Raw genomic sequence first — 23,235 nt, forward strand, 5'->3', positions numbered from 1 at the left:
GCTGATTGCTCTGGGGCAATGAACGCTTGAGTCAACTAGAGCGAGTCAGTTCGCACTCGGGCAGCTCTTGGCCGGCACCTGTCTCTTCCAGGGTAGGCCGCCTCAAGCCCTTACGTTACCGTCCATAACTGATCAATCCGCGTCGTATAGCTCGGACTCATCATCTCTCGCCGCATGCCCCAGTCCGGATTCGCCGGCACTCCCGCAGGCCGCATGGTTCCACGCCCCCATCGTGCATTGATCGCATCCATCACCCCCATCACCCGCTCAGCAGCCACCGGCGGTGTCGCGACGAACAGGTCATCGGTGAACTCGCCACGCTGGCGCAGATCAAGCAACAGGATCTCCGCCTTACTGAATGCAAAGCCGGCCCGGAAGATCAGTTCCAGCCCTGCGGAGGCGGCCTTGGTTATCAGTCGGGTATCGTCGGTCGGATAGGGCAACTCACAGATAATGCCCTTGGCGAACTTCAGCTCGTCCGGGTTGAACATGCCGGTGCGAATGCTGATCCGTACCTTCTTGCACAGGGAGCGCTGCGCGCGGAGCTTTTCGCAAGCCCGAGCGGCGTAGGTGGCCACCGCTTCACGGATCGGCGGCAGCTCATGCAAGCGTTTGCCGAACATCCGGCTGCAGCAGATCTCTTGCTTCTGCGGTACTTGTTCCTCGAGCGCCAGGCAGGATGTGCCGCGCAGTTCACGGGCCGTCTTCTCCACCACTACCGAGAACTTGCTGCGCAGTGTCCAGGCGTCAGCCTGGGCAAGATCCCAGGCAGTACGAATGTTCATGTCGGCCAGGTGGGCGGTCATTTGCCGGCCGATGCCCCAGACCTCGCTGACATCCATCACCCTCAGCAGCTTGTCGCGCTTTTCGGGCTGGCGGATATCCACAACGCCACCGGTCTGCCGCTGCCATTGCTTCGCCGCACGATTGGCCAACTTGGACAGGGTTTTGGTCTGGGCAATGCCCACCCCCACCGGGATGCCAGTGCAGCGCAGCACCCGTGCACGCATCTCCCGCCCCAGCCTCTCCAAGCTGCCAGGCATACCGGTCAGGTCGGCGAACGCTTCATCAATGCTGTACACCTCAAGCACCGGAGCCATCCCCTCGAGGATGGTCATCACGCGCTGACTCATATCGCCGTAAAGCGCGTAGTTGCTGGAGAACGCCAAAATGCCGTGCTGCCGAAGCTTTTGCCTGATCTGAAAATACGGTTCACCCATCTTGATGCCCAGCGCCTTGGCCTCGGCCGAGCGGGCGATCACGCAGCCGTCGTTGTTCGACAGCACGACGATAGGCGTACGCAGCAGATCCGGGCGGAACACCCGCTCGCAGCTGGCGTAGAACGAGTTGCAGTCGATCAGGGCAATTGCCGACTCAGCCTGGGGCATGGCAGCGCACGCTGTGAGTGACCACGCCCCAGATCAGTAGCTCATCCCCCTCGAGTACGTAGCGCGGCGCGTAAGCCTGGTTCTCCGCCCGCAGAACGATCTGCTCGCCTTCCTTCGCCAAGCGCTTCACCAAGGCATCGCCGTTGAGCGCGGCGATGACGATTAAGCCCGGCCGCCCCTCCAGCGCCCGATTCACGATAGCCAGGTCGCCATCGAACATCCCTGCGTTGATCATGCTGTCGCCGCTGATGCGCACCAGATACATATGCGGCGCGCGGAGGTCGAGAAGCTCGTCGAGGGATATCTCGGCTTCGATGTGATCCTGCGCCGGCGAGGGAAACCCGGCCGGGACGCGGAAGGAATACAAAGGCAGGCACGCGGAGCTGCTGCTAAGTGGCCCGAGGATCGTGCAGGACATGGTACACCCGTAATAATGCTGTATTTATATACAGTACAGAACAAACCAACCAGCCTACAATCAGAATGAGGAAGGGGATGACGAGCGGGCGGTCATGTGCGGACGATTTGCGCAGTATCAGGGGATGGCGGATTACCTGCGGGAGCTGAACAGCGAGCAGGAGGTGATCAGCGGCTATGACAACCTGCCGATCGAGCGCTACAACGTGGCACCACATACCACCGTGCAGCTGCTGCACGCGGAGGGAGGTGGCCTGACGATCGCCGCGGTGAGATGGGGGTGGGCCCCGCACTGGGCGAAGAAGGGGAAAATGCCGCCGCCTATCAATGCCCGCGCCGAAACAGTGGCGAGCGGAAAGTTCTTCAGGCAGATATGGCCGCACCGCGCGCTGGTCGCCGCTGACGGCTGGTATGAATGGGTGAAGGACGAGGCCGATCCGAAGCACAAGCAGCCCTACTTCATCCGCCTGCGCAGCGGCGAGCCGATGTTCTTCGCCGCCATCGGCCAGCTCCCGCCCGCCGGCAGCGAGGTTCGCGAGGACGATGGGTTCGTGATCATCACCGCCGACGCCCAGGGCGACATGCTGGATATCCACGATCGCCGGCCAGTGGTACTACCAGCCGACTTGGCCCGAGAGTGGATAGACCCGAACACGACTCCACAGCGGGCAGATCAGATCGTGCAGGAGCTAGGCCTGCAGTCCGAGGCGTTCGAGTGGTATCAGGTCGGCAAGGCGGTGGGTAACGTGAAAAACACCGGGCCAGCGCTGATTGTCCCCCTTGATTCCAAGGAATCACCCGACTGGCTCTGATCGACCGGAGGCGAGATGCGCCAGTCAGCTGCGACTGGCGGGAAGCGGCCAATAGCGGGCGCTCATGCATGGGGTTAGCGGACCCTCTTTGAGGGTTGGGGGTATCAAAAACCGGGGCGATTCTCACACGGTTGCCAAAGTGAGAAATGAGGCGCTGCGCTATCACAAGAAAGTCGCCCCCAACAGGCTTAGATGAAAGGACTTCGGGGAGCGAGGCCCCCTAGTTCGCTACCGACTACCCACGTAAAGCTGGGAAGGGTCAGAGGGGCTCCTGAATCCCACGATGGAGGTGTTTAAGTTTCACTGCCATCACTACTTCCATCATTTACTACCAAGCAGCTGGTTCGGTTACGCCAATAACCAGGCGAGCACTTATTCCAGCGGCTGAAGGCGCGCGAGAAACTGGCGCCATCGGCATAGCCTAGGCGTTGGGCGATGCTGCCCAGATCCAGGCGTGAGTCGAGCAGCAGGCGTTCGGCCAGGCGGCGCTTGATCTGTTCGTTGAGCTGCTGGAAGGAGTGCCCCTCGGCGGCCAGGCGGCGGTGCAGGGTGCGTTCGGACAGCCCCAGGTGCTGGGCCACGGTGCGGCTGGTGAGCAGGCTGGCCGAGTCGCGGATCACTACCTGCTGCACCAGACGGGCCGTCGGCGGGGCGACCAGATCATGGGAAATCTCGTTGCACAGGCGCTCGCACAATTGTTCGCCTTCAAGCTGGGCGCTGATATGCGCCTGCGGCAGGTTGAGGTGCAGTTCGGCGTTGCTGAACAGGATGCCGTCGCGCGGCGCACCGAAGCGCACCGGGTAGGGGAAGTCACGTTGCAGGGCTTCCAGGTCGCCCGGAGCCGCGGCCGTCATTTCTACCGCCAGGGGCACGGCCGGGCGCTGAAGCAGTTCGGCCGTCACGCTCAGGCAACCGGCTAGGCCGCGCTCGATCACGAAGCGCCGGGCGTCCTGTGGCAGTACGCTGGCATCGAAAAGCAACCAAGTGCCGCGCTTGTCGGTTTCGATGCGGGCCGGGCAGAGAGTGAGGGCGAGCAGCTGATAGCGCTGGAAGGCGGCGAAGGCCTCGTCGAGCGTGCGGCTGGCCAGCATGGTGAAGCCCAGCAGTCCGAGCGAGGTCAGGTGGTAGTGCTTGCCTGCGACAAAACCCAGGCCGGGGCGGCCAGCGTGTTCCAGCAGGTTGCGGATCACCGCCAGCTCCTGCCAGGCCTCGATCTGCGCATTGGATTGTTGCAGCGCATCCGTGGCGATGGCGCTGCCGAGCAGGCAGGTTGCTGGGCCCACGCCCTGAGCGCGGGCGACTTCGAGCAGGTAGCGCACGCCGGTCAGCGGGCGGCTCTGGCGCCAGTTCATCGCAGGCCTCTTGTTTGGCAGTAGTTAACAATTTTTGGCGGTAATTATCATAGATCGTTCAGCCGCTCGCGTCGCATTCTGCTGCCACGTCCAACAGCCTGAGTCCCTGCCATGAACGAATTCATCTACGCCCTGCCCAGCCACAACCGTGCGGCCGACTATCGCCATATCCAGGTCACCCCGACCACCGGCGCCATCGGCGCGGATGTCGAGGGGCTCGACCTGAAGAGCCTGAGCGAGGAGGGCTATGCCGAGCTGCGCCAGGCCCTGCTAGCGCACAAGGTGGTCTTCATCCGCGAGCAGGAGCTGAGCCCCGCCGATCTGGAACGGGTCACCCAGCAGTTCGGCGAGTTCGGCCGTGAGCCCTATGTGAAGACCATGGCCGAGCACCCGCACGTGGTGCAGGTAGTCAAGGAAGCTGACGAGAAGGCGCCCTTCGTGTTCGGCGGTGCCTGGCATACCGACTGGACCTTCCAGGAGCGTCCGCCGGCCTTCACCCTGCTCTATGGCCACGACATCCCGCCCTTTGGCGGGGACACCTGCTACGCCAACATGGCGCTGGCCTACGAGTGGCTGTCGCCGGGCATGCAGGCGCTGCTGGAAAACCTCAACGCAATCCACAGTCCCGAGCGCGCCTACGGCGTTGGCGCCAACCACAATGCGCTGCTGGAGAACATGGCGATCAACTTCGGCAACGATACTTCCGCGGACACCCGCAGCCATCCGCTGGTGACCCGCCATCCGGAAACCGGCAAGAAGGTGCTGTTCGTCAACCCGGGTTACACCGTGGGCATCGAGGGGCTGCGCTCGGAAGAGTCCAAGCCGCTGCTCGACTACCTGTTCAGCCTGGCCACATCGCCGGCCTTCACCTGCCGCATGCGCTGGCGCCAGGGCACCCTGGCCATCTGGGACAACCGCAGCACCTGGCACCTGCCGATTTCCGACTACCACGGCATGCGCCGCGAGATGTTCCGGACCACCGTGGTCGGCGAGGTGCCCAGCCGATGAGCCAAGCATTGGGTGTCAGTGAATATCTGCAGGCCGCCGCCGACCATCTGGCCGAGGCGCGCAGTCGGCGCCAGCCCGGCCCGCTGGTCAGCGAGCGCTTCGCCCTGAAAGGTCTGGACGACGCCTATCAGGTGCAGGCCGTGGGCATGCGTCAGGCCCTGGAACAGGGCCGGCACCTGAGCGGCGCCAAGGCCGGGCTCACCTCGGCGACCCTGCGCGCCGCGCTCAAGGTCGAGGAACCGGTGTATGGCTGGCTGTTCGCCGATACCGCCTGCCGCTCGGGCGAGAGCATCGCCTGGGAACGGCTGCTGCAGCCCCGGGCGGAGATCGAGCTGGCTGTGGTGCTGGGGCAGGATCTGCCGGCAGGTGAGATCGAGCTGGAGCAGCTGCTGACCGGCATAGCCGGAGTGGTACCGGCGCTGGAGATCAATGACTCGGCCTTCGAGGGCTGGAAACTGACCCTGCTCGACGCGGTTGCCGACAACCTGTCGTCCGGGCTCTATGTGCTGGGCGAACAGGTGGTGCCGCTGGCGCAGCTGGCGGGGCAGACGCTGAGTGCCGAGTTGCAACGCAATGGCGAGTCGGTGCACTCCGCTATCGAGTTGTCCCTGTCCGACTGCCTGGCCACGGCCCTGTGGCTGGCGCGCAAGCGGGCCAGCCTGGGCCAGCCGCTGCGTGCTGGCGATGTGCTGCTCACCGGCGCCCAGGCGCCGATGCTGGAACTGGCGCGCGGCGACCGCCTGAGCTTCCGTATCGGCGGGCTGGGTGAGGTAACGTGCGCGTTCATTTGAGGTTGCTCGCTTGATCGTAGTGCCCTGCGCCTTTGGTGCCATTCTCAACGATTGGTTGGCCAGCCTTGGTCTGTCTCGCCCTTCCGCCGCCCCGCGTGGGGTGGCGCTCTCACTCGAACAGTGGGAGGCGCAAGTGCATGCGGCGATTGCCTTGGCCCCTGGCCCCGCGCGCGGACTCGACATCGGTCGGCATGTGCGCCTGCAGCATGTCGGACCGCTGGGCTACCTGCTGGTCAACACCCGCACTCTGAGCGAGTTTTTCGAGACCTACCTGCTGCTGGATCAATGGTTTTATGGCTGCGACTGGGCCCAGGTCAGCGTCACACGGGAGCAGGTGGTCATCAGCTGGGACGAGCGCTTCGGGCGTCCCGACAGGCTGCTGGAGCAGCTGCATGTGATGGCCCTGCTCAGCGTAGTGCGCAGCGTTTGTCCGGCTGCCGGTCAGCCGCTGCGCATTGGCTTGATGGGCGCCGCCGAGGGTGAAGGCCTGGGCAACAAGTTCCTCGCCAATATCCGCGAGACCGACGCCATCGCCCACGTGGTGCGCTGCTTCGAAGACGAAAACGTCATCCACGTCGCCAACAGCGTCGACCCCAAGCGCGATATCGAGATCATCGACCTGGAACTGATCATGGCCGACCTCGACAGCTGCGAGAAGCAACTGCAGCGCGTCACCCGCAGCGCCAAGGGCGGCGACAAGGAAGCCGTGGCCCAGAAGGCCCTGCTGGAAAAGCTCATCCCCCACTTCACCGAAGGCAAGCCCGCACGCAGCCTGCTGAAGAACCTGGGTGACGACGACAAGCGCCTGGCCAAGACCTTCCACCTGCTCACCACCAAGCCGGTGATGTATATCGCCAACGTCGCCGAGGACGGCTTCGACAACAACCCGCACCTCGACGTGGTGCGCGCTATTGCCGAAGAAGAAGGCGCCATCGTGGTGCCGGTGTGCAACAAGATCGAAGCCGAGATCGCCGAACTGGACGATCTGGAAGAAATGCAGATGTTCCTGGAAACCATGGGCATGACCGAGCCGGGCCTCAACCGCGTGATCCGCGCCGGCTACCAGCTGCTCAACCTGCAGACCTACTTCACCGCCGGGGTCAAGGAAGTACGCGCCTGGACCGTGCGCATCGGCGCCACCGCCCCGCAGGCCGCCGCCGTGATCCACACCGACTTCGAAAAAGGCTTTATCCGCGCCGAAGTCATCAGCTATGACGACTTTATCCAGTACAAGGGCGAGGCTGGCGCCAAGGAGGCCGGCAAATGGCGCCTGGAAGGCAAGGAATACATCGTCAAGGATGGCGACGTGATGCACTTCCGCTTCAACGTCTAAACAGAAATTAGGATTTCACCGGATCTTACCGGATACGAAACCCCTTGAGGAATAAAGCCTTAAGGGGTTTTTCTTTTCCGAAAAGGTCCGAAAAGAATCTATACGATCCGCATATTTACCGGGTACGCTACCGGGTATCGAAAAATTCACCTCCCCATATAACCGGGTATACCAGGATTGAGCAGCCATGCCGCTTACCGATACCGAGTGCCGTACCGCCAAGCCCAAGGAAAAGCCCTACAAGCTCACAGATGGCAATGGCCTTTACCTTGAGGTGAAGCCTAACGGGGTTAAGGCATGGCGCTATCGGTTCGAGCTGAACGACGGAACTAGCAGGAAGGAAAGCGTGTTCGCGATTGGGGACTATGTAATCGCGCCCAAAGGGGAATCACCCGAGCACGCCGAAGAGCGCCGCAAAGGGCGCCGCTTCACTCTTGCAGAGGCACGCGATGAGCGCGTGAAAGCCCGTGCCCTAGTCATACAGGGCATCAATCCCGCGCACCACCGGCAACAGGAGCGGGTGAAGCGCGACCACGAGAAGGCCATTACGTTTGAAGCCGTCGCCAAAGAGTGGCTTTCACTGAAGGACTGGGAGGAGATCACCAAGTCCAGACGACTCAACATGCTTGAACGCGTCGTATTTCCCAAAATCGGTGAACTGCCGATCAAAGCCATCACCCCCATGCACATTCTTGAAGTGCTCAGAGCAGCCGCTCAAGATAATGGCCCATCTGTTGCCGCAGAGGCCAAGCGGAGCATGTCCGGAGTTTTCGAACTGGCAATTTCCACGTTGCGAGCCAGCACCGACCCGGTACACCCCGTTCGAAAAGCCCTGCCAGCCAACAAGACTCAGCACAAACGCCCTCTCTCCACCGAAGAAATTGGCCAACTGTTACGCGATGTCGAATCTCACGGCGGACGCCATGAGACCCTCTGCGCTTTCCAGCTCATGTGGCTGACTCTGTGCCGCCCCAATGAAGCTGTAGAGGCTCAGTGGGCAGAATTTGACCTGGAGAAGGCGCTTTGGCGCATTCCCGCCGAGCGGATGAAAAAGCGCAAAGAGCACACGGTGCCACTGCCGCGACAGGCAGTCGAAATACTGCGAGGCCTGCATTCCATCACAGGAAAATACACCCACGTATTTCCTCACCGCGACGTACGCACCCGCCCAATGGTTGCGGCCTCATTCCGCCAGATGCTCAACACCCTTGGCTGGGGAGGTAAATACAGCCCGCATGCCACGAGGACAACGGGCAGCACCAGACTCAATGAGATGGGCTATTCAGCAGACTGGATCGAAAGACAGCTCGCCCATACCGAGCAAAACGCTGTCCGCCGCACCTACAACCATGCCGAGTATTTGAGTGATCGAGCCATGATGATGCAGAGATGGGCGGACATGCTGGACAGCTGGAAAAAGGACTTAGGCTGAATGGAAAGAGACGTCGCTGATTACGAAAACATCGGCTGGCGCTTTCACCCGAATGCACCAACTACCCGAGAGAGGTTTGTGAGCTTGCGCTTGCCCATGATGAACGCGACCAGACCGAGGCGGCCTATTCGCGCTCCGACCTTCTGGAGAAGCGCAGTGCACTGATGGCGGAATGGGCCAAGTTCTGCACGAGCAAGAAGTGACCCACAGCAAGCCCAAAGCAGCCGGTAACAACAGGCAGTTCCCCACGCATAGGCCACGCATGCCGCATTAGGATCATTAGGATCATTAGGATCATTAGGATCATTAGGATCGGGCGAACCCTGGGTGAGAAGAACGGCTCTAGGCAGCCACTCTGCTATGTCGACAGCCGGCCTAATAAATTAGCACCGCCCATTTACAGCGATAGCTGCACCTGTGATTGCACTAGCCTCCTGAGAGGCTAAAAATACGATCACATTAGCGACCTGCTCTGGCGTAACCCAGCGGGTGGCATCCGCATCAGGCATATCGAGGCGGTTCTGCGGGGTATCGATGATCGATGGCATGATCGCATTGACCGTGATGCGCTGATCTTTCAACTCTTCGGCCAACGCCTCCGTAAGGCGCATCACCCCGGACTTTGCTGCAGCATAGGCCCCCATGCCTAGGCTGGCCTTACTGGCCGCTCCGGCTGCAATGTTGATAATGCGCCCGGCTTCGGCTTTCTTCAGGTGTGTCAGCGCGGCCATGCTAGCCGTTGCGGCAGTGCGCACGTTCATTTGATACATCAAATCCCAGGTCGCAAGATCGCCGCCCTCGATGGTCTCCCAGCGAAAACCACCCGCCACGTTGATGAGCGCATCTAATCCTTGAAAATGCTGCTGCACCTGCTGCATTGCACAATTTGCCATGTGCAGATCGGTTAGATCGACCGCGCCGATAAGCAGTTTTTCAGAGCGCGCCGTGTCGGCCAGGGGTCGCGGCACGCTGGCCTGATCAATCAGGGCCACCCGCCAACCATTGGCCGCGAACGCCTCGCCTACCGCTATACCTAGACAACCGAATCCACCGCTAATTGCGACTACTTTACTCACGCTTATTCTCCTTGAAGTGGACTACACCAGGGCTGCACTGAGCACTGAGCCCCGGCACGAGTGGTCAGCTAGGTTGCCACTATTGCCGTGCAGAACCTGTCGCCGAGCCGACAAGTGGGCACAGTCAAGAGTGCTAACTTGCCTGGTCGCTGAGTCGCTGAAAGCCATCAGCCGCTCAACTTTCTTGAGTCGAGAGAAAAGGATCGCGCGCAATGAATCTGATCGTGTTTGCCATACCGATTTTTTTAACCACCACCTTGCTGGAAGCATGGCTGGCGCACCGCCGCGGGCTAGCGGCGTATTCCATACCTGATGCCATCAGCAGCTACCAATATGGTCTATTGAGCCAGGTGGTTGGGGCGTTCACCAAGTTGGCGAAACTGGGCGTTTACACTCTGGTATTCGAAGCCTACCGCGCCACGACCTTGCCTAGCGATAGCCTGTGGGTATGGGTCGGAGCCCTTGTGGCCTACGACTTTTTCTACTACTGGCATCACCGTATGAACCATGAAATTGGCTTGCTGTGGGCCGGGCACGTATCGCATCACTCTTCCGAGTACTTCAACCTGGCAACAGCCTTACGCCAGTCCTCGACGAGCGCACTTCTGGGCTGGATATTCTATCTACCGATGGCAGTGGCCGGTGTGCCGCCCAGCGTGTTTGCCGGGGTGTTGCTGATCGACTTGCTTTACCAGTACTGGGTGCATACCGAGGTAATTGGTCGTTTGGGCTGGCTTGATCGCATCTTCGTCACACCCTCAAACCATCGCGTCCATCATGGGCAAAATGACTACTGCATGGACACAAACTACGGGGGCATTCTGATTCTCTGGGATCGCCTATTCGGTACCTTCGCCGAGGAGCGCAAGGACGAGAAGGTCATCTACGGCGTGCGCACACCGTTGCAGAGCCTTAACCCATTCTGGGGCAACATGCATTACTACATTGAGCTCTGGCAGAAATCCAAAGCCACCCCGGGCTGGCGGGCTAAACTTGGCGTCTGGCTGGCACCACCTGGTGGCTGGCACGATGAGGCGAGCGAGCCTTACGAGCCGTCGCAGTTTAAGTATTACGATCCGTGTACACCCGATGCGGTCAAACGCTATGCGGTAGTGCATCAGGTGCTTGCAATGTTGTTCCTCATGCATTTTCTGACGCTAGTCAACACCTTGCCGAAGACCTTACTGGCACTCTACGCCGCTGGCTTTGCCATTTCGGCAATCTCTCTCACGTCACTATTGGAAGGACGTGCCAATGCACGGCGTTTTGAGCAGTGCCGTGTCATAGGACTGGGCATTGCCTTTGCTGCTCTACCTGACTGGTTCGGTTTTAGTATGCCCATCGCACTCAAGCTGATGTTATTGGTTGTAATGCTAGGCAGCGCTGCATGGCTCAGCCGCACTTCCTTCAAACCTGCTGCTTTGTGGACTTCCCAATGAATGCCGATGCCATTTCCGACTTGATCTTGGCTGTGGTTGCCTTTTCCATTGCCTTTGTCCAGCTGCGCCAGCGCCCTGCTCTAGCCATTGGTTGCGGCCTGATCGGCCTGGCGGCAGCGATTGGTACACTGCATTACCAGTATGGTGAGTTGTTCGCCGGCCCACATCGCTTTACCGGCCTGGTTGCCGCCAGCGCAGGTTTCCCGCTGCTGGTCATTGCACTGCGCTGGCCAGATGACTCTGTTGCTCAGCGCATCACGGCCGCAGGGCGCTTCGCGCTCTTGGTTGGGAGCTTCGGGGTGGTGATTAGCGTGTCGGGATTTGACACCTGGCGCATGCTGGTGCCTCTTGGCTCTGTCTTGTTAATCTGTGCCACAGCCTTAGTGACGCGGCGGGTAATGCCACTCGGGGCGGCGCTAGTGTTCATCGTTAGTCTAGCGGCCGGTGCAACCGGTGAAGAGATGCTCGGACCGCTATCTGGCATCCAATGGCTGCACTACTTGCTGTCTTTAGCCCTGCTGCTGCTGCACCGGGATAGGGTGGTGCCGCTGTTAGCTGCGAGCCGTTAATTCGGCTTCCCCTGCATCCCATATCTTGGGAAACTGTCGAATGTGGTTAAGACCCAACATCGATGTTTCCAAGGTTTCCAAATGCAAAACATAGATGACGCAGCCCATCAGACAATCTACCGCCTGCGCGAGGCAGATGACTGGTTCGCAAGCTTGCCGGGGGAAGTGCAAGACAAAATCATCCAGTCTTCCGTATTGCGCCACTATCGCAAAGGGCAGGTGATCACTGCCCAAGGCAGCCGACCGACTGCAGCCTCAGTAGTGCTTGAGGGGCGCGTGCGGGTTTCGCGGCTGCTATTCGAGGGTGAGGAGAAGCTTTATATGATTGGCGAGAGAGGATTTTGGTTCAACTTCCTCGACCTGATTACAGGCGAAAAGGCCGATGTGGCTGTGATCGCCGATACCAATGTGCAATTACTAATGCTGCCTCTGCAGCAATTCGAGCGAATCCTTGAAGAGGAACCTCTCTATTGCAAGGCAATTACACTTTTTATTGCCAAGCGCTATGCCGCTTTTATGCGGCACTTTGCCGATGGCCAGATGATCGTGCCGCTGCAACGGCTGCGTACAGGTTTAGCAGAACTGTTGTTGCTGCAACCACAGGCAACAGGCTCTGAGGAAGTTATTTTGAATGTTTCTCAGGCGGATTTAGCCTCCATACTTGGTTCTTCCCGCCAGACTATCAACGGGCTGCTAAAACAACTGGAAAAGGCGGGACTGATTAAGATCGGTTTTCGGCATATTCGAGTAATTGATCCAGCTGGGCTTTCTGAGCACGCGGCTAACTGAGCCGGCACTAATCTCGATGTAATTTTCGCAGGGCCGAGTGCATCGCTGTTGATCATGAGTGGACTCACCACCTGACTTCATCAGTACCACCTGACCACAATGCTAGAGGTGAACCGGCCCTATCAATAGCCCCGGCTTTCCTAGAGACCTTTGGGCCTAATAACTGCCCCCGCACGAGGGCCGCTTGGTCACCAATCAAAGACTGCTTTTGGCCGATTCCTGCCTAATCCGACAGGCTCAAAGCGGACAAAAGCGGTCAAAAGCGGCCATTATTGGCCAGCGGCAACAGACCGCTTCATTCACAAGAAAATTATTCAGGCGTGAGCATGGAAATCAAATCGTTGGCGACGGTAGCCATGATTGAGGATGTGATCTGCGACTTTTGCTCCTCTGGTACCCTCATCCCCGGTTATGGCTTGCAATATGGCCGGGTCATCAACTCGCACCCATCCAGAACTTAGCGCGGAGCATGGTCCGAGTGTTCGGATTTCAGGACGTAGCTGCCATGAGTCTTTTCCAGGTATAAGTTTCTGAACACCGGATCAGCTCTTCTTTCGAAGTTGTGAAACCGGCCGCTCCAACATCGATTGCGTTAGCCCGTGCATATCCGCATTGGCTTGCCAGATCAAAAACCGGCTATGCATATCTCGAACAGCCGCTAACAGCTTCTGCTTGGTCGCTGTCAGTTCCTCGATGCGCTCGTTGGCTGTCTGAATATCGCCAATCCAGCCCGGCTTCAGCTTCTTGGCCTTCAATGCCGCCTTGCGATTCTTCATCGCCAAATCCACGGCAGGTAGATTCATCAGGGACTGGCGAGCACGACTGATACCCAGTTTTTCTTTGCAGGCGTCAACGAGCAAAGGCCAGGTCAGCTTCGGCTCTGACCATTCCTCAATCAGCTTGATGATGCGTTTCTCATCCTTTGGTGTTAAATGGCCCATCGTTAACCCTCGATCTCATCCAGCAAGGCCAAGACGTCATCCAGCGATGGCAACGTCTTTTGCGCCTGGCTCTCTTCAATGACTTTGACTTCGATCAGTCCCGACATTGCGGCGGCGTTCTTGGCCAGCGTCCAACCGTTATCGGCGTTCCACACAATGGCACCTTTTTCGAGTTCCGGGTTTTCCAGCATTTGGATGAGCGCCTCGCACTTAAAAAGCTTCTCACTCAGTTTTTTTGCCGACTCCGACGCCCCAAACACACCCCGAGACTGCGCATCCTGGGCTTTATCGAAACGGCGTTTGAGGTCGTCGCGTTCTTCCTTGAGGTTGGCCAGCTTCACGTCATCCCCCTTGACGCAACCAAGCTGTCCGCAATCCAAACAGGCACCCATTTTCGGGCAGGGCTCGGACGCAAGGTTGTGCACACAAACGCCGAGATGGGTTTGATGGACAATGCGGTCCTGCTCACCCTCGCGCAGTTCCATCACCTCAATCAGGCTCAGCGGCTGATTGGTTTTGACCTTCTCCAGACGCTGAGCCGCTGTGCTCTGCTTGGTTTTGGGGTGGTACGCCGCAACCCCTTGGGTGCGTTCCTCGATGGTCTCGTGGTTGTAGACCGATCCCATCGTCGTGCGCCCGGAGAAGGCGTCAATCAGCAGCTGCGACAGACCGGCCTGGTGCATCCGCGTGTTCAATTCGTGCCGAAACGCGTGCGTGTTGACCTTGACGCCGGGGTATCCATGGCGCTCGAACAGACTTTTCCTTGCCGGGTTGTTCGAACTGCCTAATTCCACAGCCATTCGGGTAGCGCTCGCCGCGATCTCTACACCAAACCCGTGTGTCACAGCAATGTGACCTGAGTCTTCAGCCAGCGCTCCCGTGCGCACGGTGAACAAGGCATCACGGTACTTCACCCGTGCTTTACCCTGCGTGTACGGCGTGGTGTATGGAAAATCCTTCGGGAGATACTTCTCCCGCAACAGCACATTGAGCTTGCGCAGCGTGATCACACACCGGTCGTCAAACTCAACACCCTGGAGCTTGCCCTTGGCGTGGATCTGCTTCCCTGTGCTGGTATCCCACCCTTCACGGATTTCGGCCAACAGGTCTCGGGCGGAGGGGCTGAGCGCCTTTTTCTGCTCCAGGGGTTTGAGGAAGTTGGCATTGAATTGGGATCGCCAAGCGTTCTCACGACTGGAGAGTTTCAGCGCGGCACAGGCTTCGGCATAGGTGAGCGGTTCATCAGGTCCCTTGGGTGGCAGCCCTTCATGGGGCGGGAACTCATCGGGATGGTCTTCCAGCCAGGCGGCGTAAGCCCGCGCCTCATCGGTGATCGGTTGCAGTAAGGTGATGACCCGCTCGACGACCGGCTCCATCTCGGGCTTAACGACGGGCTTCAGCGTGACCTGGTTTATCTTTTCCGCATACCAGCGCAGGAACAGGCGCCGATTGCCCTGGGTGTCCTCTTTGAACACTAGGCAATCGAATTCAACATCCGCCAACTCACCCACGCGACTGGGCGCACTCAGCAACAGCGCACAGGCGGATGTCACAACGATATCGAGGGGGCGGGTCAATTCGTTATTGAACATTTCCCCGAGGGCTTCGATCGCTTTAGGGCTGGGCAGCTTCTGTTCCCGATCCGCTTTTTGTTGCTTGAGCGTGCCACGCGGCTTCAGCGTCAGCGGAGAGGTCCACCGAAAATCGGTCTTGAGCAGTTTTTTGGCCCGCATTAGGGTGATGAGGGCCTCAAGTGCCAGCCCGGAACGGTATGCGGTGTCGCCTTTTGCCCAGTGACGGTTCAGGTGCTCGCACGCTTTATCACAGACAGCGGCGTACACCTGCGTCACATCTCGCGTGCCGGTCAACTCGAACAAGGCGGCTTCCAGCACCTTCAGGGCATCCAGCCAGTTTCCAACAGCCTTTTTCTGCAAATACACCCGCCGGTACACCATGATGGCCTTGGCAAACCCCGTGAAGGGTGCCTGCATCGCCTTTGGGGCAACTCTGGTCGATCCCAGCGCCGTGAAGCTACAGCCTTTGAGGCCATGCTCGTGCCAACTGCCGTCTTCCCAGCAAATACTCGCGTGCACGCGATTGGGAATGCCTTTGGGAAGGGTCTGTTTTGCCCATTGGATAAACGCCGCGAGCTGAGCCTCCGCAGCCAGTTGGCTCCTGGGCTTAAAATCGACAATGTTGTTCGTTGGCTCAGAATCAAACGCTTCGGTCATTCGCCTTTCCTCCCTGATTGGCGCATGGCCTCACAATCCAGAATCACCTTGCGGCACGCCAGAATGGCCCGATCCCAGAGCACGCCGATCGTTTTATCCGTGGCAAGGGTTTGCGCCCGACGACGTTCCAATCGCTCCAGGACCGCGCCGTGATCGGCGTCCAGCAGGGGTTGGAATTTTCCGCAGGGGTAACAAGTGAAGGGGGCATCGAGATGGCAGGCGGCAGTGGCACCGCACACTGCCACATCCTCGATTTGTCGATCCGCTCGATCCCCGTTCTTTGCTGAGGTGCGATCCGTGACGATGATCCCGGTGAACGCATTCACAACCAAGGCCAGATGGTCGCTCATCTTCGCGTCGATCAACGCCAGCAGTTCAGCCGACACCTGGCGGTACTTTCGCACTGTCTGAGTATTTTTGTGCATCAATGCGCGGGCCATCGACCACTCATCCAGCCCCGCATTGGACAGGTCCGTGCCGAGGGTGTGCCTGAACCGGTGTCCCCGTGTCACTTTCAGCGGCTGATGGGTGCGAGGCGAAATCGGAAAGCCCTCCATCCGCTCGATTCGCTCAAGCCATCTCCGAACCGTGGCTGCTCCAACATGAAAGATCGGCTGCGGTGCCTCTTCGAGGGCTTTTTGCAGGGGGCTATCTAGCAAAACAGGGGGATCAAGCCGCTCCGAAAATTCTGCCTCATCATCCAGCCTCCGACGAAAGAGCGGCACATTCTCAATGGCTGCATTCCAGTCGGCACCGTCTGGATAGGTTTGCCAGAGTTGCGCCAGAACCATGTCCTTGTAGGCCTGCACGGTGTTGTAGAGGTCCTCATCCAGACTGAAGGTTTCGGACTTTGTTCGCCAACCTGCCTCGTCGTCTTTTTGCTTTGCCCAATGAAACCTGACCTTGCAGCTCTGGTCGGTTTTCGTGAAATCACCAAAAACCATCATGCGTACCTGAGCGCCACGCTGCCCGTAAATCATCAACAGGCGCAGATACAGGTACTGCTCGGGATCTAGCTGACCGTGACAGAACTGCTCATGTATCCATTGGTGCAGCGCGTCCTGCTCCACCTGCGTGAACGGGCCTTCTTCGGGGTCCAGGCTGAGGACCACATCCTTGCGGGAACCCTTTTTCCTGGGCAGTGCCTGGTAGGCCTCGATCAGGGTTCGCAGCGGACGTTGTTCGAGGGATTCGCAGTCGTGCCAAAAGGCCATGAAAGCGCCGAGAGAACTGGATTCGTTCCCATTAAAGCGCTCCCGCAGAGCGATCAGGTGATCCTCGTTGAGCGGGTCAAGCCCGGCCTGAGCAGCCCGCGACAACACACTGGCGAGCTGAGCAACCGAGTTCGCTGCCTGATCGGCCATTCGATACGCCAGGGCGGCGTGCAACCAGGGCTGCCAATCCGGCGAGACGCAGGCAAGGGCCGCTTTCCAGTTGACTGAGACTCTGGCCGATTTATCCGGTTTCCACATCGGTTCTGCGGGTATGAACACCTCACCACATTTCGCCAAGCGAGGCGCGCTCAGCCATGCATCGAGGCTGTCCTTCGTGGGTGCCTGAAGTGCTTCGACGGCGATGTTCACGCTGAACCTCCTGGTGTCGTGCCGGCCTTCTGACGATTGGCCTTAAACCGCTCGGCCCGTTTCTGTATCGCTTTGTCTGCCTCCTCCTTCCAGAACTTCGCGCCGTAGAGGCCGGGCATGTTCGATTCGGGACTCCAGCCGAACATCCATGTGAGGGTCTTTTGAACTTGCGTGGTGCGATCCACCGGCGTGAGCGCTGCCAGTTCCTCACGCATGCTTTCCAGCATCGTGTAGACCGCGTCATGCCTGAGAATATGCGGGTGCACATGAGCCAGTTCCGGTGCTATTTCTCGGACCCTGGATAGAACGCCATCGATTGCTTTGATGGTCAGAGGGCCACCCTCATTTCGCTTGTGCGCCACCAGCAAAAACGGATGCTTTCTCGCTTGCGATGTGCCGCTACGGGGTTTTCTGTGGCGATACTTCGATTCGTACTCAGTGATTGCGTCATACAGGTCATCGGTCATCACCAGCATGCGCTCGTTGGTTTTGAATTGCGGGGCCATCGTTCGTGGATCGAGGCTCTCATCCTCCAGGTTGACCACCGCCAGTTGACGACTGTGCCAGTGAATATCGCTGGTCTTGATCAGCAGCATCTCGGAGCGTCGCAGCCCCATGTCGAGACCCAGCAGCAAAATGATGTAGTTACGCAGCCTGATGGCTTCATCTGAAAAGGGGTTCTCGGCGCTATCCGGATGCATGATTTCCAGCAATCGAGTTCGCTCCTGGCTGGTAAGCCCTTTCATTTCGTCGATTCGCGTTTCTTTCCACGAAGGGCGGGCCGCTTTGATCTTGCGTTTGATGCGCCCCTTCAGGTCGTCAATCGCCTCATATCGTGTTGAGTGATCACCCAACTTGTCATAAAGGAAGGCCAGATAGTCGCGTACCGCCTCGATTCGCTGCTGCGCATGGACTTTGCCAACGGATTTGTAGGCAGTCGGATGCAAACGCATCCCCGCATACTTCATGGCCAAGGTTTCCTTACTAAACCCCGCGTCCGACACAAATCTGGAAAGCTCACTGTCTGTCAGGTATCGGCTGGCAGGGCGCTGTTCGAGGTGAGAAATCAGATCAATGGAGGAAAAAGCCAGAAACTCCTCAAACACAGCCAGATGCTCAAGGTACTTCTTGGTTGTTTCGAGGGCTCTGCCCGAGTGCTCCATGGTGATGTATAGGTTGGGGTAGTAGACCGGGATGTAGTCTTGCACCAGCAGCTTTCTTCGAGCAGCATTCACCACCTGCTCTATGACCTGGAAACCCATGTCGCTCCCCCATAAAAAATGACTTTTCTAAGTGTAGTCATGAACAGGATGAGGTCAACGCAAACCTGACTTTTTTTCGTATGGTCATGGATATAGGCTGGTCAACTCAAAACCTAACGTTTTACTTCTCCGAATTTAAGCGTTTTCGCTACCATTAAAGCACTGAAAAAACAGGATTAAAGGCGAATCAAACCATGTCCAAAAGTGACAAAGCAGGCAAAACAGGCTCTTACGTCTACAGCATGCATCGGGTCAGCAAGGTCGTCCCGCCGAAGCGTGAAATCCTCAAGGACATCTCCCTGTCGTTCTTCCCTGGCGCCAAGATCGGCGTGCTCGGCCTCAACGGCGCCGGTAAATCCACCCTGCTGCGAATCATGGCCGGCGTCGACACCGAGATCGACGGCGAAGCCCGGCCGATGCCGGGGATCAAGGTCGGCTACCTGCCGCAGGAGCCGCAGCTCGACCCGAACAAGAGCGTGCGCGACATCGTCGAAGAGGCCGTAGGCGAGATCAAGCAGGCCCAGGCCCGTCTCGACGAGGTGTACGCCGCCTACGCCGAGCCGGACGCCGACTTCGACGCACTGGCCGCCGAGCAGGCCAAGCTCGAGGCGATCCTCCAGGCCTCCGACGGCCACAACCTGGAGCGCCAGCTGGAAGTCGCCGCCGACGCCCTGCGCCTGCCGGCCTGGGACGCCATGATCGAGCACCTGTCCGGTGGCGAGAAGCGCCGCGTGGCGCTGTGCCGCCTGCTGCTGTCGGCCCCCGACATGCTGCTGCTGGACGAGCCGACCAACCACCTGGACGCCGACTCGGTGGCCTGGCTGGAGCGCTTCCTACACGACTTCCCCGGTACAGTGGTGGCGATCACCCACGACCGCTACTTCCTCGACAACGTCGCCGGCTGGATCCTCGAACTCGACCGCGGCCACGGCATCCCCTACGAGGGCAACTACTCCGGCTGGCTGGAATCGAAGGCCAACCGCCTGGCCCAGGAAGCCAAGGCCGAGGCGTCGCACGCCAAGGCGATGAAGGCCGAACTGGAGTGGGTGCGCCAGGGCGCCAAGGCGCGTCAGTCGAAATCCAAGGCGCGCTTGCAACGCTTCGAGGAGATGCAGTCGCAGGAATTCCAGAAGCGCAGCGAGACCAACGAGATCTACATCCCGGCCGGCCCGCGCCTGGGCGACAAGGTCATCGACTTCCACAACGTGTCGAAATCCTTCGGCGACCGCGTGCTGATCGACGACCTGTCCTTCAGCGTGCCGAAAGGCGCCATCGTCGGCGTGATCGGCGGCAACGGCGCGGGCAAGTCGACCCTGCTGCGCATGATCACCGGCAAGGAGCAGCCGGATTCCGGCAGCATCGAGATCGGCGAGACCGTGCAGATCGCCAGCGTCGAGCAGAGCCGCGACATGCTCGAAGGCAACAAGACCGTGTGGGAGCAGATTTCCGACGGCTTCGACATGATCAAGGTGGGCAACTACGAGGTGCCGTCGCGCGGCTATGTCGGGCGCTTCAACTTCAAGGGCGCCGACCAGCAGAAGTTCGTCAAGGACCTCTCCGGCGGTGAGCGCGGTCGTCTGCACATGGCCCTGACCCTGAAGCAGGGCGGCAACGTGCTGCTGCTCGACGAACCGTCCAACGACCTCGACGTGGAGACCCTGCGCGCGCTGGAAGAGGCGCTGCTGGACTTCCCCGGCGCCGCCATCGTGATTTCCCACGATCGCTGGTTCCTCGACCGCATCGCCACCCACATCCTCTCCTACGAGGACGACGGCAAGGTCAGCTTCTTCGAGGGCAACTACAGCGAGTTCGAAGCCGATCGCAAGAAGCGCCTGGGCGACGCCGCCGCGCAGCCGCACCGGGTGCGCTACAAGAAGTTGGCGCAGTAAGCGTCAAGCGGATGAAGAAACGGAGCCTGCGGGCTCCGTTTTTCGTTGCGGCAAGAGTAGGGGCGTCGATCTCCTGGTGCGTGTGGCGCCGCCTGCGCGCTCAGAGCCTGGCCAGCAGTCTCTCCAGCGCCTCGGCCTGATCCTCGGCCAGGTCGATGATATGAAAGCCCGCCCAGCAGTGCCGGCCGTCGGCGCCGGGGCGGCTCCATAGACAGTCGGCGCCCAGGCGCACCTCCTGCATCTGCTGCGTGCCCGCGCTACAGACCAGGCGGCACTGCAGCAGCGCATCGACGGTCTGCGGGATCTCGCTGAACAGCATGAAGCCCTCGCTGGACAGGTCGACGATGCGGCCCAGGCGCTGGCCGCTGTTGAGGTCGAAGACCTCCAGCTGCAGCTCGGTGCCATGGCGACTGTGTTGGCGGCGTTCTTCCATGGGATTTCCTCAGCGGGCTTCGGGCGTGCGCTTGGTCAGGCGCTGCAGCACGCGGTAGATGGCAGTCAGGGCGCGGTCGACCAGTGGAGCCGCGCGCTCGGGGGCGAGGATTCGGGCCAGGCCCTGCTCCATCTCGCTGGCCAGCAGAGTCAGCGGCTTGACCGCCACGCGCTGGCCGCTGTTGTCGACGAACATGTAGTTGTGGGTGGTGGGGCTGAACCAGGACAGCTTGAGCGCGCGGCTATGCTCGCCGTCGACGAACTCGAACCAGGTGCCGAACTCGACGCTGGCCAGCTCCTTGGCCAGCGCCTGGGCGCGGGCGGACAGCTCTGCGGGTGGTGGCGCGCGGTGGGCATCTTCGCCAAGCATGGCGCCCAGCGGACTTTCCGGCAGGTTCGGCACGAGCTGGGCGGCCAGCTGCGGTTGCTTGGCCTGGACCGCGTGCTGGCAGGCGACCAGGTCCTGCAGCAGGCGACGAATGCCATCCTGGTGGTGGCCGCCGAGCAGCTCCAGGCCCTTGCGCAGGTCGCTGAGCAGCGGTACGCGCAGTTCCTGCAGGCGCGACAGATCCTCCCCGTCCAGTGGCGTGCCGCTCCAGGCCAGTTGCTCGGCGACTTCGCAGTGACGTCGCCATTCGTCGCTGTCCTCGCCATGACGCAGGAGGACGAAGACCAGTACATCGGCCCAGGTCAGCTCGAGGAAGTTGCGGATGATCGCCGGCAGGTCGCGCTGGCCGATGCAGCGCTGCACGACCTGCTGCGCCTGCTCGCGCGCGCTGAGCAGGCGGTCGCGGCCCTTGGCGGCCTCCACGGCGCGGCGTTCGCGCAGTTCCACCTTGTGCCGCAGGGTGTCGACGTACTGGTTGAACTCCTCCAGCAGGCTGTCGAACAGCGCCAGGTCGCCGCCGAAGCCATGGATGACCCGTTCGACCACCCAGTGCATCTTCGCCAGCAGGCCGCGCTTGTCGCCGTCGTTGCCGTACAGCACGCCGGCCTGGGCCATGGCGTTGAGCAGGCGGCGCGCGGGATGATGGTGCTGGGTAAACAGCGCCTTGTCCTGCAGGGCGATCTTCAGATAAGGCGTATGCAGGTGCGACAGCGCGGTCTTGCAGCTGTCGGGTAGGTTCTGATCGTCGAGGATGAAGTCGAACAACATGCCCACCAGGTCGATCACGTCGGCTTCCTGGTCGGATACCCTGCTGTCGCCGGGCAGGTTGCTGTGCGCCTCCAGCTGGCGCTGCAGGTCGGTCTTGAGGTCCGTTACCGCCTGTGGCCGCTGCAGGCGGCTGGCCAGGTCGCGGGCCGATTGCTGTTGCATGCGGTTGAGCGCGGCGAGCAGCTCGTCGGCGTTATAGGTGCGGCTGGCCTTGGGTGGCGAGAAGCTGGCGATGCTGCGAGTGCCGCCCAGCAGCGGAGCCTGCGGGTCGCTGCGGCGTTGCTCGTCGAGCAGGCTGGTGAGGCCGCGCAGCAGCGTGCCCGGGTCGCTCGGTGGCGGTGCGCTCAGATCCAGATCGAGCAGCGCCGGCTCGGCTGGAGGCATGCCGGTGCCTCCCGGTGCCTGATCCCGTGCTGCGGGTGGTTCGTTCCCGGTGGCCTGCGCTCGGCTCGGGCTCGGGCTCGGGGTGATCTGCGCGCTGTACTTGAGGTTGGGCAGCACATTGGCCGCGACCAGGCGCTGGTTCAAGGCGTCGTAGAGTGCATCCAGGTTCTGCATCACGTGACGATCGAAGAGCATGTAAAGAATGGTCTTGATCTGCAGCGGGAAGGGGCAGGGCGCCAGTGCATCGCGAAAGGCCTGGGCGATGGCCTGCGGGCCGAAGGGGTTGTTGTCCTCACCGAGTTGGTGGCCGTTGTTGAGCAGCGCCAGGCGCTGCTCCAGGGCGAACAGCGGCTGGGTGCAGCGTGCCTTGACCCGGCTGACCATGTTGGTCACCTGCAGGCTTTCCTCGTAATCCTCGTTCCGTACCAGGGCCAGCTGTTCGGGGTCGAGGTCCGCGGGCACCCGCTGCTGCAGTTTGCCGTCGAGGAAATCGGTGAAATTGCGCGCGATCTGCTGGTGGTAGCTGCGTTCGATCTGCGGGCGCTCGCGCCGGATCTCGCGCATGCTGTCGAAGAACAGCGTCTGCACCTGGTTGTTCTCGGCCTTCTCCGCACATTCGAACAGGGTGTCGTCGACCTGGCCGAATACGCCGCTGAGGTGCTCGGCCAGGCGATTCATCACCAGCTTGCGGCAGCTCTGCACCAGCTCGCCGAAGCGTGGCTGAATGCCGCGGCTGGCGAGGGTGGCCACGCTTGGCTTGGGCGGGGGCGTGTCCTGCTTGCTCATGGACTGTCCTGAGTGACGTCGTCGGCTGGCTCGTCTGCGTCGGCGGGCCTCAGTTCGATGAAACTTATAGTAGTCCAGGCTCGCGCTGCAAAGCATTGTCATAAAAGCAGTTTGCAGGGGTTGACAGGGAAGTTTTGCGACGTAAAATGGCGCGCCTCTGAAGCG

At 60.3% G+C, this 23,235-nt stretch carries 18 protein-coding genes and 3 pseudogenes; 11 read left to right on the top strand and 10 right to left on the bottom strand.

Annotation, left to right across the window (positions count from 1 at the left end):
* Positions 1–110: 110 nt before the first annotated feature.
* A complete protein-coding gene (locus ACUTAF_RS00715; RefSeq protein ID WP_445578179.1) occupies positions 111–1,388 on the bottom strand; it encodes a Y-family DNA polymerase in 1,278 nt (425 codons plus the stop codon).
* The gene (locus ACUTAF_RS00720; RefSeq protein WP_397487421.1) at positions 1,375–1,806 is read right to left on the bottom strand and encodes a LexA family protein; all 432 of its coding nucleotides are present in this window, start codon (positions 1,804–1,806) and stop codon (positions 1,375–1,377) included. The genes ACUTAF_RS00715 and ACUTAF_RS00720 overlap by 14 nt, the downstream gene beginning before the upstream one ends.
* Positions 1,807–1,900: 94 nt before the next feature.
* On the opposite strand from ACUTAF_RS00720, the gene ACUTAF_RS00725 reads away from it, so the two are divergent.
* Positions 1,901–2,617, top strand: a complete 717-nt coding sequence (locus tag ACUTAF_RS00725) for an SOS response-associated peptidase family protein (protein ID WP_445578180.1) — start codon at positions 1,901–1,903, stop codon at positions 2,615–2,617.
* Positions 2,618–2,910: 293 nt separating this feature from the next.
* Here the strand turns inward: ACUTAF_RS00725 and ACUTAF_RS00730 are convergent, their stop codons facing one another.
* Entirely contained in the window at positions 2,911–3,969 is a 1,059-nt protein-coding gene (locus tag ACUTAF_RS00730; RefSeq protein ID WP_092377772.1) for an AraC family transcriptional regulator, read from the bottom strand.
* A 111-nt stretch (positions 3,970–4,080) separates the two neighbouring features.
* Between ACUTAF_RS00730 and ACUTAF_RS00735 the strand changes: the two genes are divergently transcribed.
* From ACUTAF_RS00735 to ACUTAF_RS00760, 6 genes and pseudogenes are all read left to right on the top strand, one after another.
* Positions 4,081–4,977, top strand: coding sequence for a TauD/TfdA dioxygenase family protein (locus ACUTAF_RS00735; protein WP_092377775.1), 897 nt, complete (start codon positions 4,081–4,083; stop codon positions 4,975–4,977).
* Positions 4,974–5,768 carry a 2-keto-4-pentenoate hydratase gene (locus tag ACUTAF_RS00740; RefSeq protein WP_092377778.1) on the top strand — a complete coding sequence of 265 codons (795 nt, stop codon included), beginning with the start codon at positions 4,974–4,976 and terminating at the stop codon, positions 5,766–5,768. Before ACUTAF_RS00735 ends, ACUTAF_RS00740 begins: the two co-directional genes overlap by 4 nt.
* Positions 5,769–5,787: 19 nt before the next feature.
* Positions 5,788–6,234, top strand: a pseudogene (locus ACUTAF_RS00745) (AraC family transcriptional regulator ligand-binding domain-containing protein); the annotation flags it as partial.
* Positions 6,235–7,101, top strand: a pseudogene (ychF, locus tag ACUTAF_RS00750) (redox-regulated ATPase YchF); the annotation flags it as partial.
* 187 nt (positions 7,102–7,288) lie between these two features.
* The gene (locus ACUTAF_RS00755) at positions 7,289–8,533 is read left to right on the top strand and encodes a tyrosine-type recombinase/integrase (protein WP_042855650.1); all 1,245 of its coding nucleotides are present in this window, start codon (positions 7,289–7,291) and stop codon (positions 8,531–8,533) included.
* Positions 8,534–8,583: 50 nt separating this feature from the next.
* Positions 8,584–8,736: pseudogene (locus tag ACUTAF_RS00760) on the top strand (integrase); the annotation flags it as partial.
* 180 nt (positions 8,737–8,916) lie between these two features.
* On the opposite strand, the gene ACUTAF_RS00765 reads toward ACUTAF_RS00760, so the two are convergent.
* A complete protein-coding gene (locus ACUTAF_RS00765) occupies positions 8,917–9,609 on the bottom strand; it encodes an SDR family NAD(P)-dependent oxidoreductase (RefSeq protein WP_021219117.1) in 693 nt (230 codons plus the stop codon).
* A gap of 212 nt (positions 9,610–9,821) precedes the next feature.
* Here ACUTAF_RS00765 and ACUTAF_RS00770 point away from each other — a divergent pair, with 212 nt between their 5' ends.
* The 3 genes from ACUTAF_RS00770 to ACUTAF_RS00780 all read left to right on the top strand — a co-directional run bounded on the left by ACUTAF_RS00770 (position 9,822) and on the right by ACUTAF_RS00780 (position 12,406).
* Positions 9,822–11,048, top strand: coding sequence for a sterol desaturase family protein (locus ACUTAF_RS00770; RefSeq protein ID WP_043241603.1), 1,227 nt, complete (start codon positions 9,822–9,824; stop codon positions 11,046–11,048).
* Positions 11,045–11,617, top strand: coding sequence for a hypothetical protein (locus tag ACUTAF_RS00775; RefSeq protein WP_021219115.1), 573 nt, complete (start codon positions 11,045–11,047; stop codon positions 11,615–11,617). Before ACUTAF_RS00770 ends, ACUTAF_RS00775 begins: the two co-directional genes overlap by 4 nt.
* 81 nt (positions 11,618–11,698) lie before the next feature.
* Positions 11,699–12,406, top strand: coding sequence for a Crp/Fnr family transcriptional regulator (locus ACUTAF_RS00780; protein WP_313404646.1), 708 nt, complete (start codon positions 11,699–11,701; stop codon positions 12,404–12,406).
* A 542-nt stretch (positions 12,407–12,948) separates the two neighbouring features.
* On the opposite strand, the gene ACUTAF_RS00785 is transcribed toward ACUTAF_RS00780, so the two are convergent.
* Genes ACUTAF_RS00785 through ACUTAF_RS00800 form a run of 4 tightly spaced genes read right to left on the bottom strand, consistent with a single transcriptional unit; the run spans position 12,949 to position 18,423 of the window.
* A complete protein-coding gene (locus tag ACUTAF_RS00785) occupies positions 12,949–13,347 on the bottom strand; it encodes a hypothetical protein (protein ID WP_445578181.1) in 399 nt (132 codons plus the stop codon).
* 2 nt (positions 13,348–13,349) lie between these two features.
* Positions 13,350–15,578: a hypothetical protein gene (locus tag ACUTAF_RS00790; RefSeq protein ID WP_445578182.1), complete on the bottom strand. Its 2,229-nt coding sequence runs from the start codon at positions 15,576–15,578 to the stop codon at positions 13,350–13,352.
* Positions 15,575–17,161 (bottom strand): site-specific integrase, encoded by a 1,587-nt coding sequence (locus ACUTAF_RS00795; protein WP_445578183.1) that lies wholly within the window; start codon positions 17,159–17,161, stop codon positions 15,575–15,577. The genes ACUTAF_RS00790 and ACUTAF_RS00795 overlap by 4 nt, the downstream gene beginning before the upstream one ends.
* On the bottom strand, positions 17,158–18,423 hold the full coding sequence (locus ACUTAF_RS00800; protein ID WP_445578184.1) for a site-specific integrase: 1,266 nt from the start codon (positions 18,421–18,423) through the stop codon (positions 17,158–17,160). Before ACUTAF_RS00800 ends, ACUTAF_RS00795 begins: the two co-directional genes overlap by 4 nt.
* Positions 18,424–18,617: 194 nt before the next feature.
* Between ACUTAF_RS00800 and ettA the strand changes: the two genes are divergently transcribed.
* Entirely contained in the window at positions 18,618–20,312 is a 1,695-nt protein-coding gene (gene ettA, locus ACUTAF_RS00805; RefSeq protein WP_445578185.1) for an energy-dependent translational throttle protein EttA, read from the top strand.
* 100 nt (positions 20,313–20,412) lie between these two features.
* On the opposite strand, the gene ACUTAF_RS00810 is transcribed toward ettA, so the two are convergent.
* Both ACUTAF_RS00810 and ACUTAF_RS00815 read right to left on the bottom strand, forming a co-directional pair.
* Complete coding sequence (locus tag ACUTAF_RS00810; RefSeq protein ID WP_445578186.1) at positions 20,413–20,745, bottom strand: PilZ domain-containing protein; 333 nt, start codon at positions 20,743–20,745, stop codon at positions 20,413–20,415.
* 9 nt (positions 20,746–20,754) lie between these two features.
* Positions 20,755–23,070: a DUF1631 domain-containing protein gene (locus ACUTAF_RS00815; RefSeq protein ID WP_445578187.1), complete on the bottom strand. Its 2,316-nt coding sequence runs from the start codon at positions 23,068–23,070 to the stop codon at positions 20,755–20,757.
* Positions 23,071–23,235 lie beyond the last annotated feature (165 nt).

The organism is Pseudomonas sp. SP16.1, assembly GCF_052682975.1.

Bases quoted from the DNA above. Each gene is read 5' to 3' on its own strand.
- ACUTAF_RS00715 (WP_445578179.1), bottom strand. From the start codon at position 1,388: ATGCCCCAGGCTGAGTCGGCAATTGCCCTGATCGACTGCAACTCGTTC.
- ACUTAF_RS00720 (WP_397487421.1), bottom strand. From the start codon at position 1,806: ATGTCCTGCACGATCCTCGGGCCACTTAGCAGCAGCTCCGCGTGCCTG.
- ACUTAF_RS00725 (WP_445578180.1), top strand. From the start codon at position 1,901: ATGTGCGGACGATTTGCGCAGTATCAGGGGATGGCGGATTACCTGCGG.
- ACUTAF_RS00730 (WP_092377772.1), bottom strand. From the start codon at position 3,969: ATGAACTGGCGCCAGAGCCGCCCGCTGACCGGCGTGCGCTACCTGCTC.
- ACUTAF_RS00735 (WP_092377775.1), top strand. From the start codon at position 4,081: ATGAACGAATTCATCTACGCCCTGCCCAGCCACAACCGTGCGGCCGAC.
- ACUTAF_RS00740 (WP_092377778.1), top strand. From the start codon at position 4,974: ATGAGCCAAGCATTGGGTGTCAGTGAATATCTGCAGGCCGCCGCCGAC.
- ACUTAF_RS00755 (WP_042855650.1), top strand. From the start codon at position 7,289: ATGCCGCTTACCGATACCGAGTGCCGTACCGCCAAGCCCAAGGAAAAG.
- ACUTAF_RS00770 (WP_043241603.1), top strand. From the start codon at position 9,822: ATGAATCTGATCGTGTTTGCCATACCGATTTTTTTAACCACCACCTTG.
- ACUTAF_RS00775 (WP_021219115.1), top strand. From the start codon at position 11,045: ATGAATGCCGATGCCATTTCCGACTTGATCTTGGCTGTGGTTGCCTTT.
- ACUTAF_RS00780 (WP_313404646.1), top strand. From the start codon at position 11,699: ATGCAAAACATAGATGACGCAGCCCATCAGACAATCTACCGCCTGCGC.
- ACUTAF_RS00785 (WP_445578181.1), bottom strand. From the start codon at position 13,347: ATGGGCCATTTAACACCAAAGGATGAGAAACGCATCATCAAGCTGATT.
- ACUTAF_RS00790 (WP_445578182.1), bottom strand. From the start codon at position 15,578: ATGACCGAAGCGTTTGATTCTGAGCCAACGAACAACATTGTCGATTTT.
- ACUTAF_RS00800 (WP_445578184.1), bottom strand. From the start codon at position 18,423: ATGGGTTTCCAGGTCATAGAGCAGGTGGTGAATGCTGCTCGAAGAAAG.
- ettA (WP_445578185.1), top strand. From the start codon at position 18,618: ATGTCCAAAAGTGACAAAGCAGGCAAAACAGGCTCTTACGTCTACAGC.
- ACUTAF_RS00810 (WP_445578186.1), bottom strand. From the start codon at position 20,745: ATGGAAGAACGCCGCCAACACAGTCGCCATGGCACCGAGCTGCAGCTG.
- ACUTAF_RS00815 (WP_445578187.1), bottom strand. From the start codon at position 23,070: ATGAGCAAGCAGGACACGCCCCCGCCCAAGCCAAGCGTGGCCACCCTC.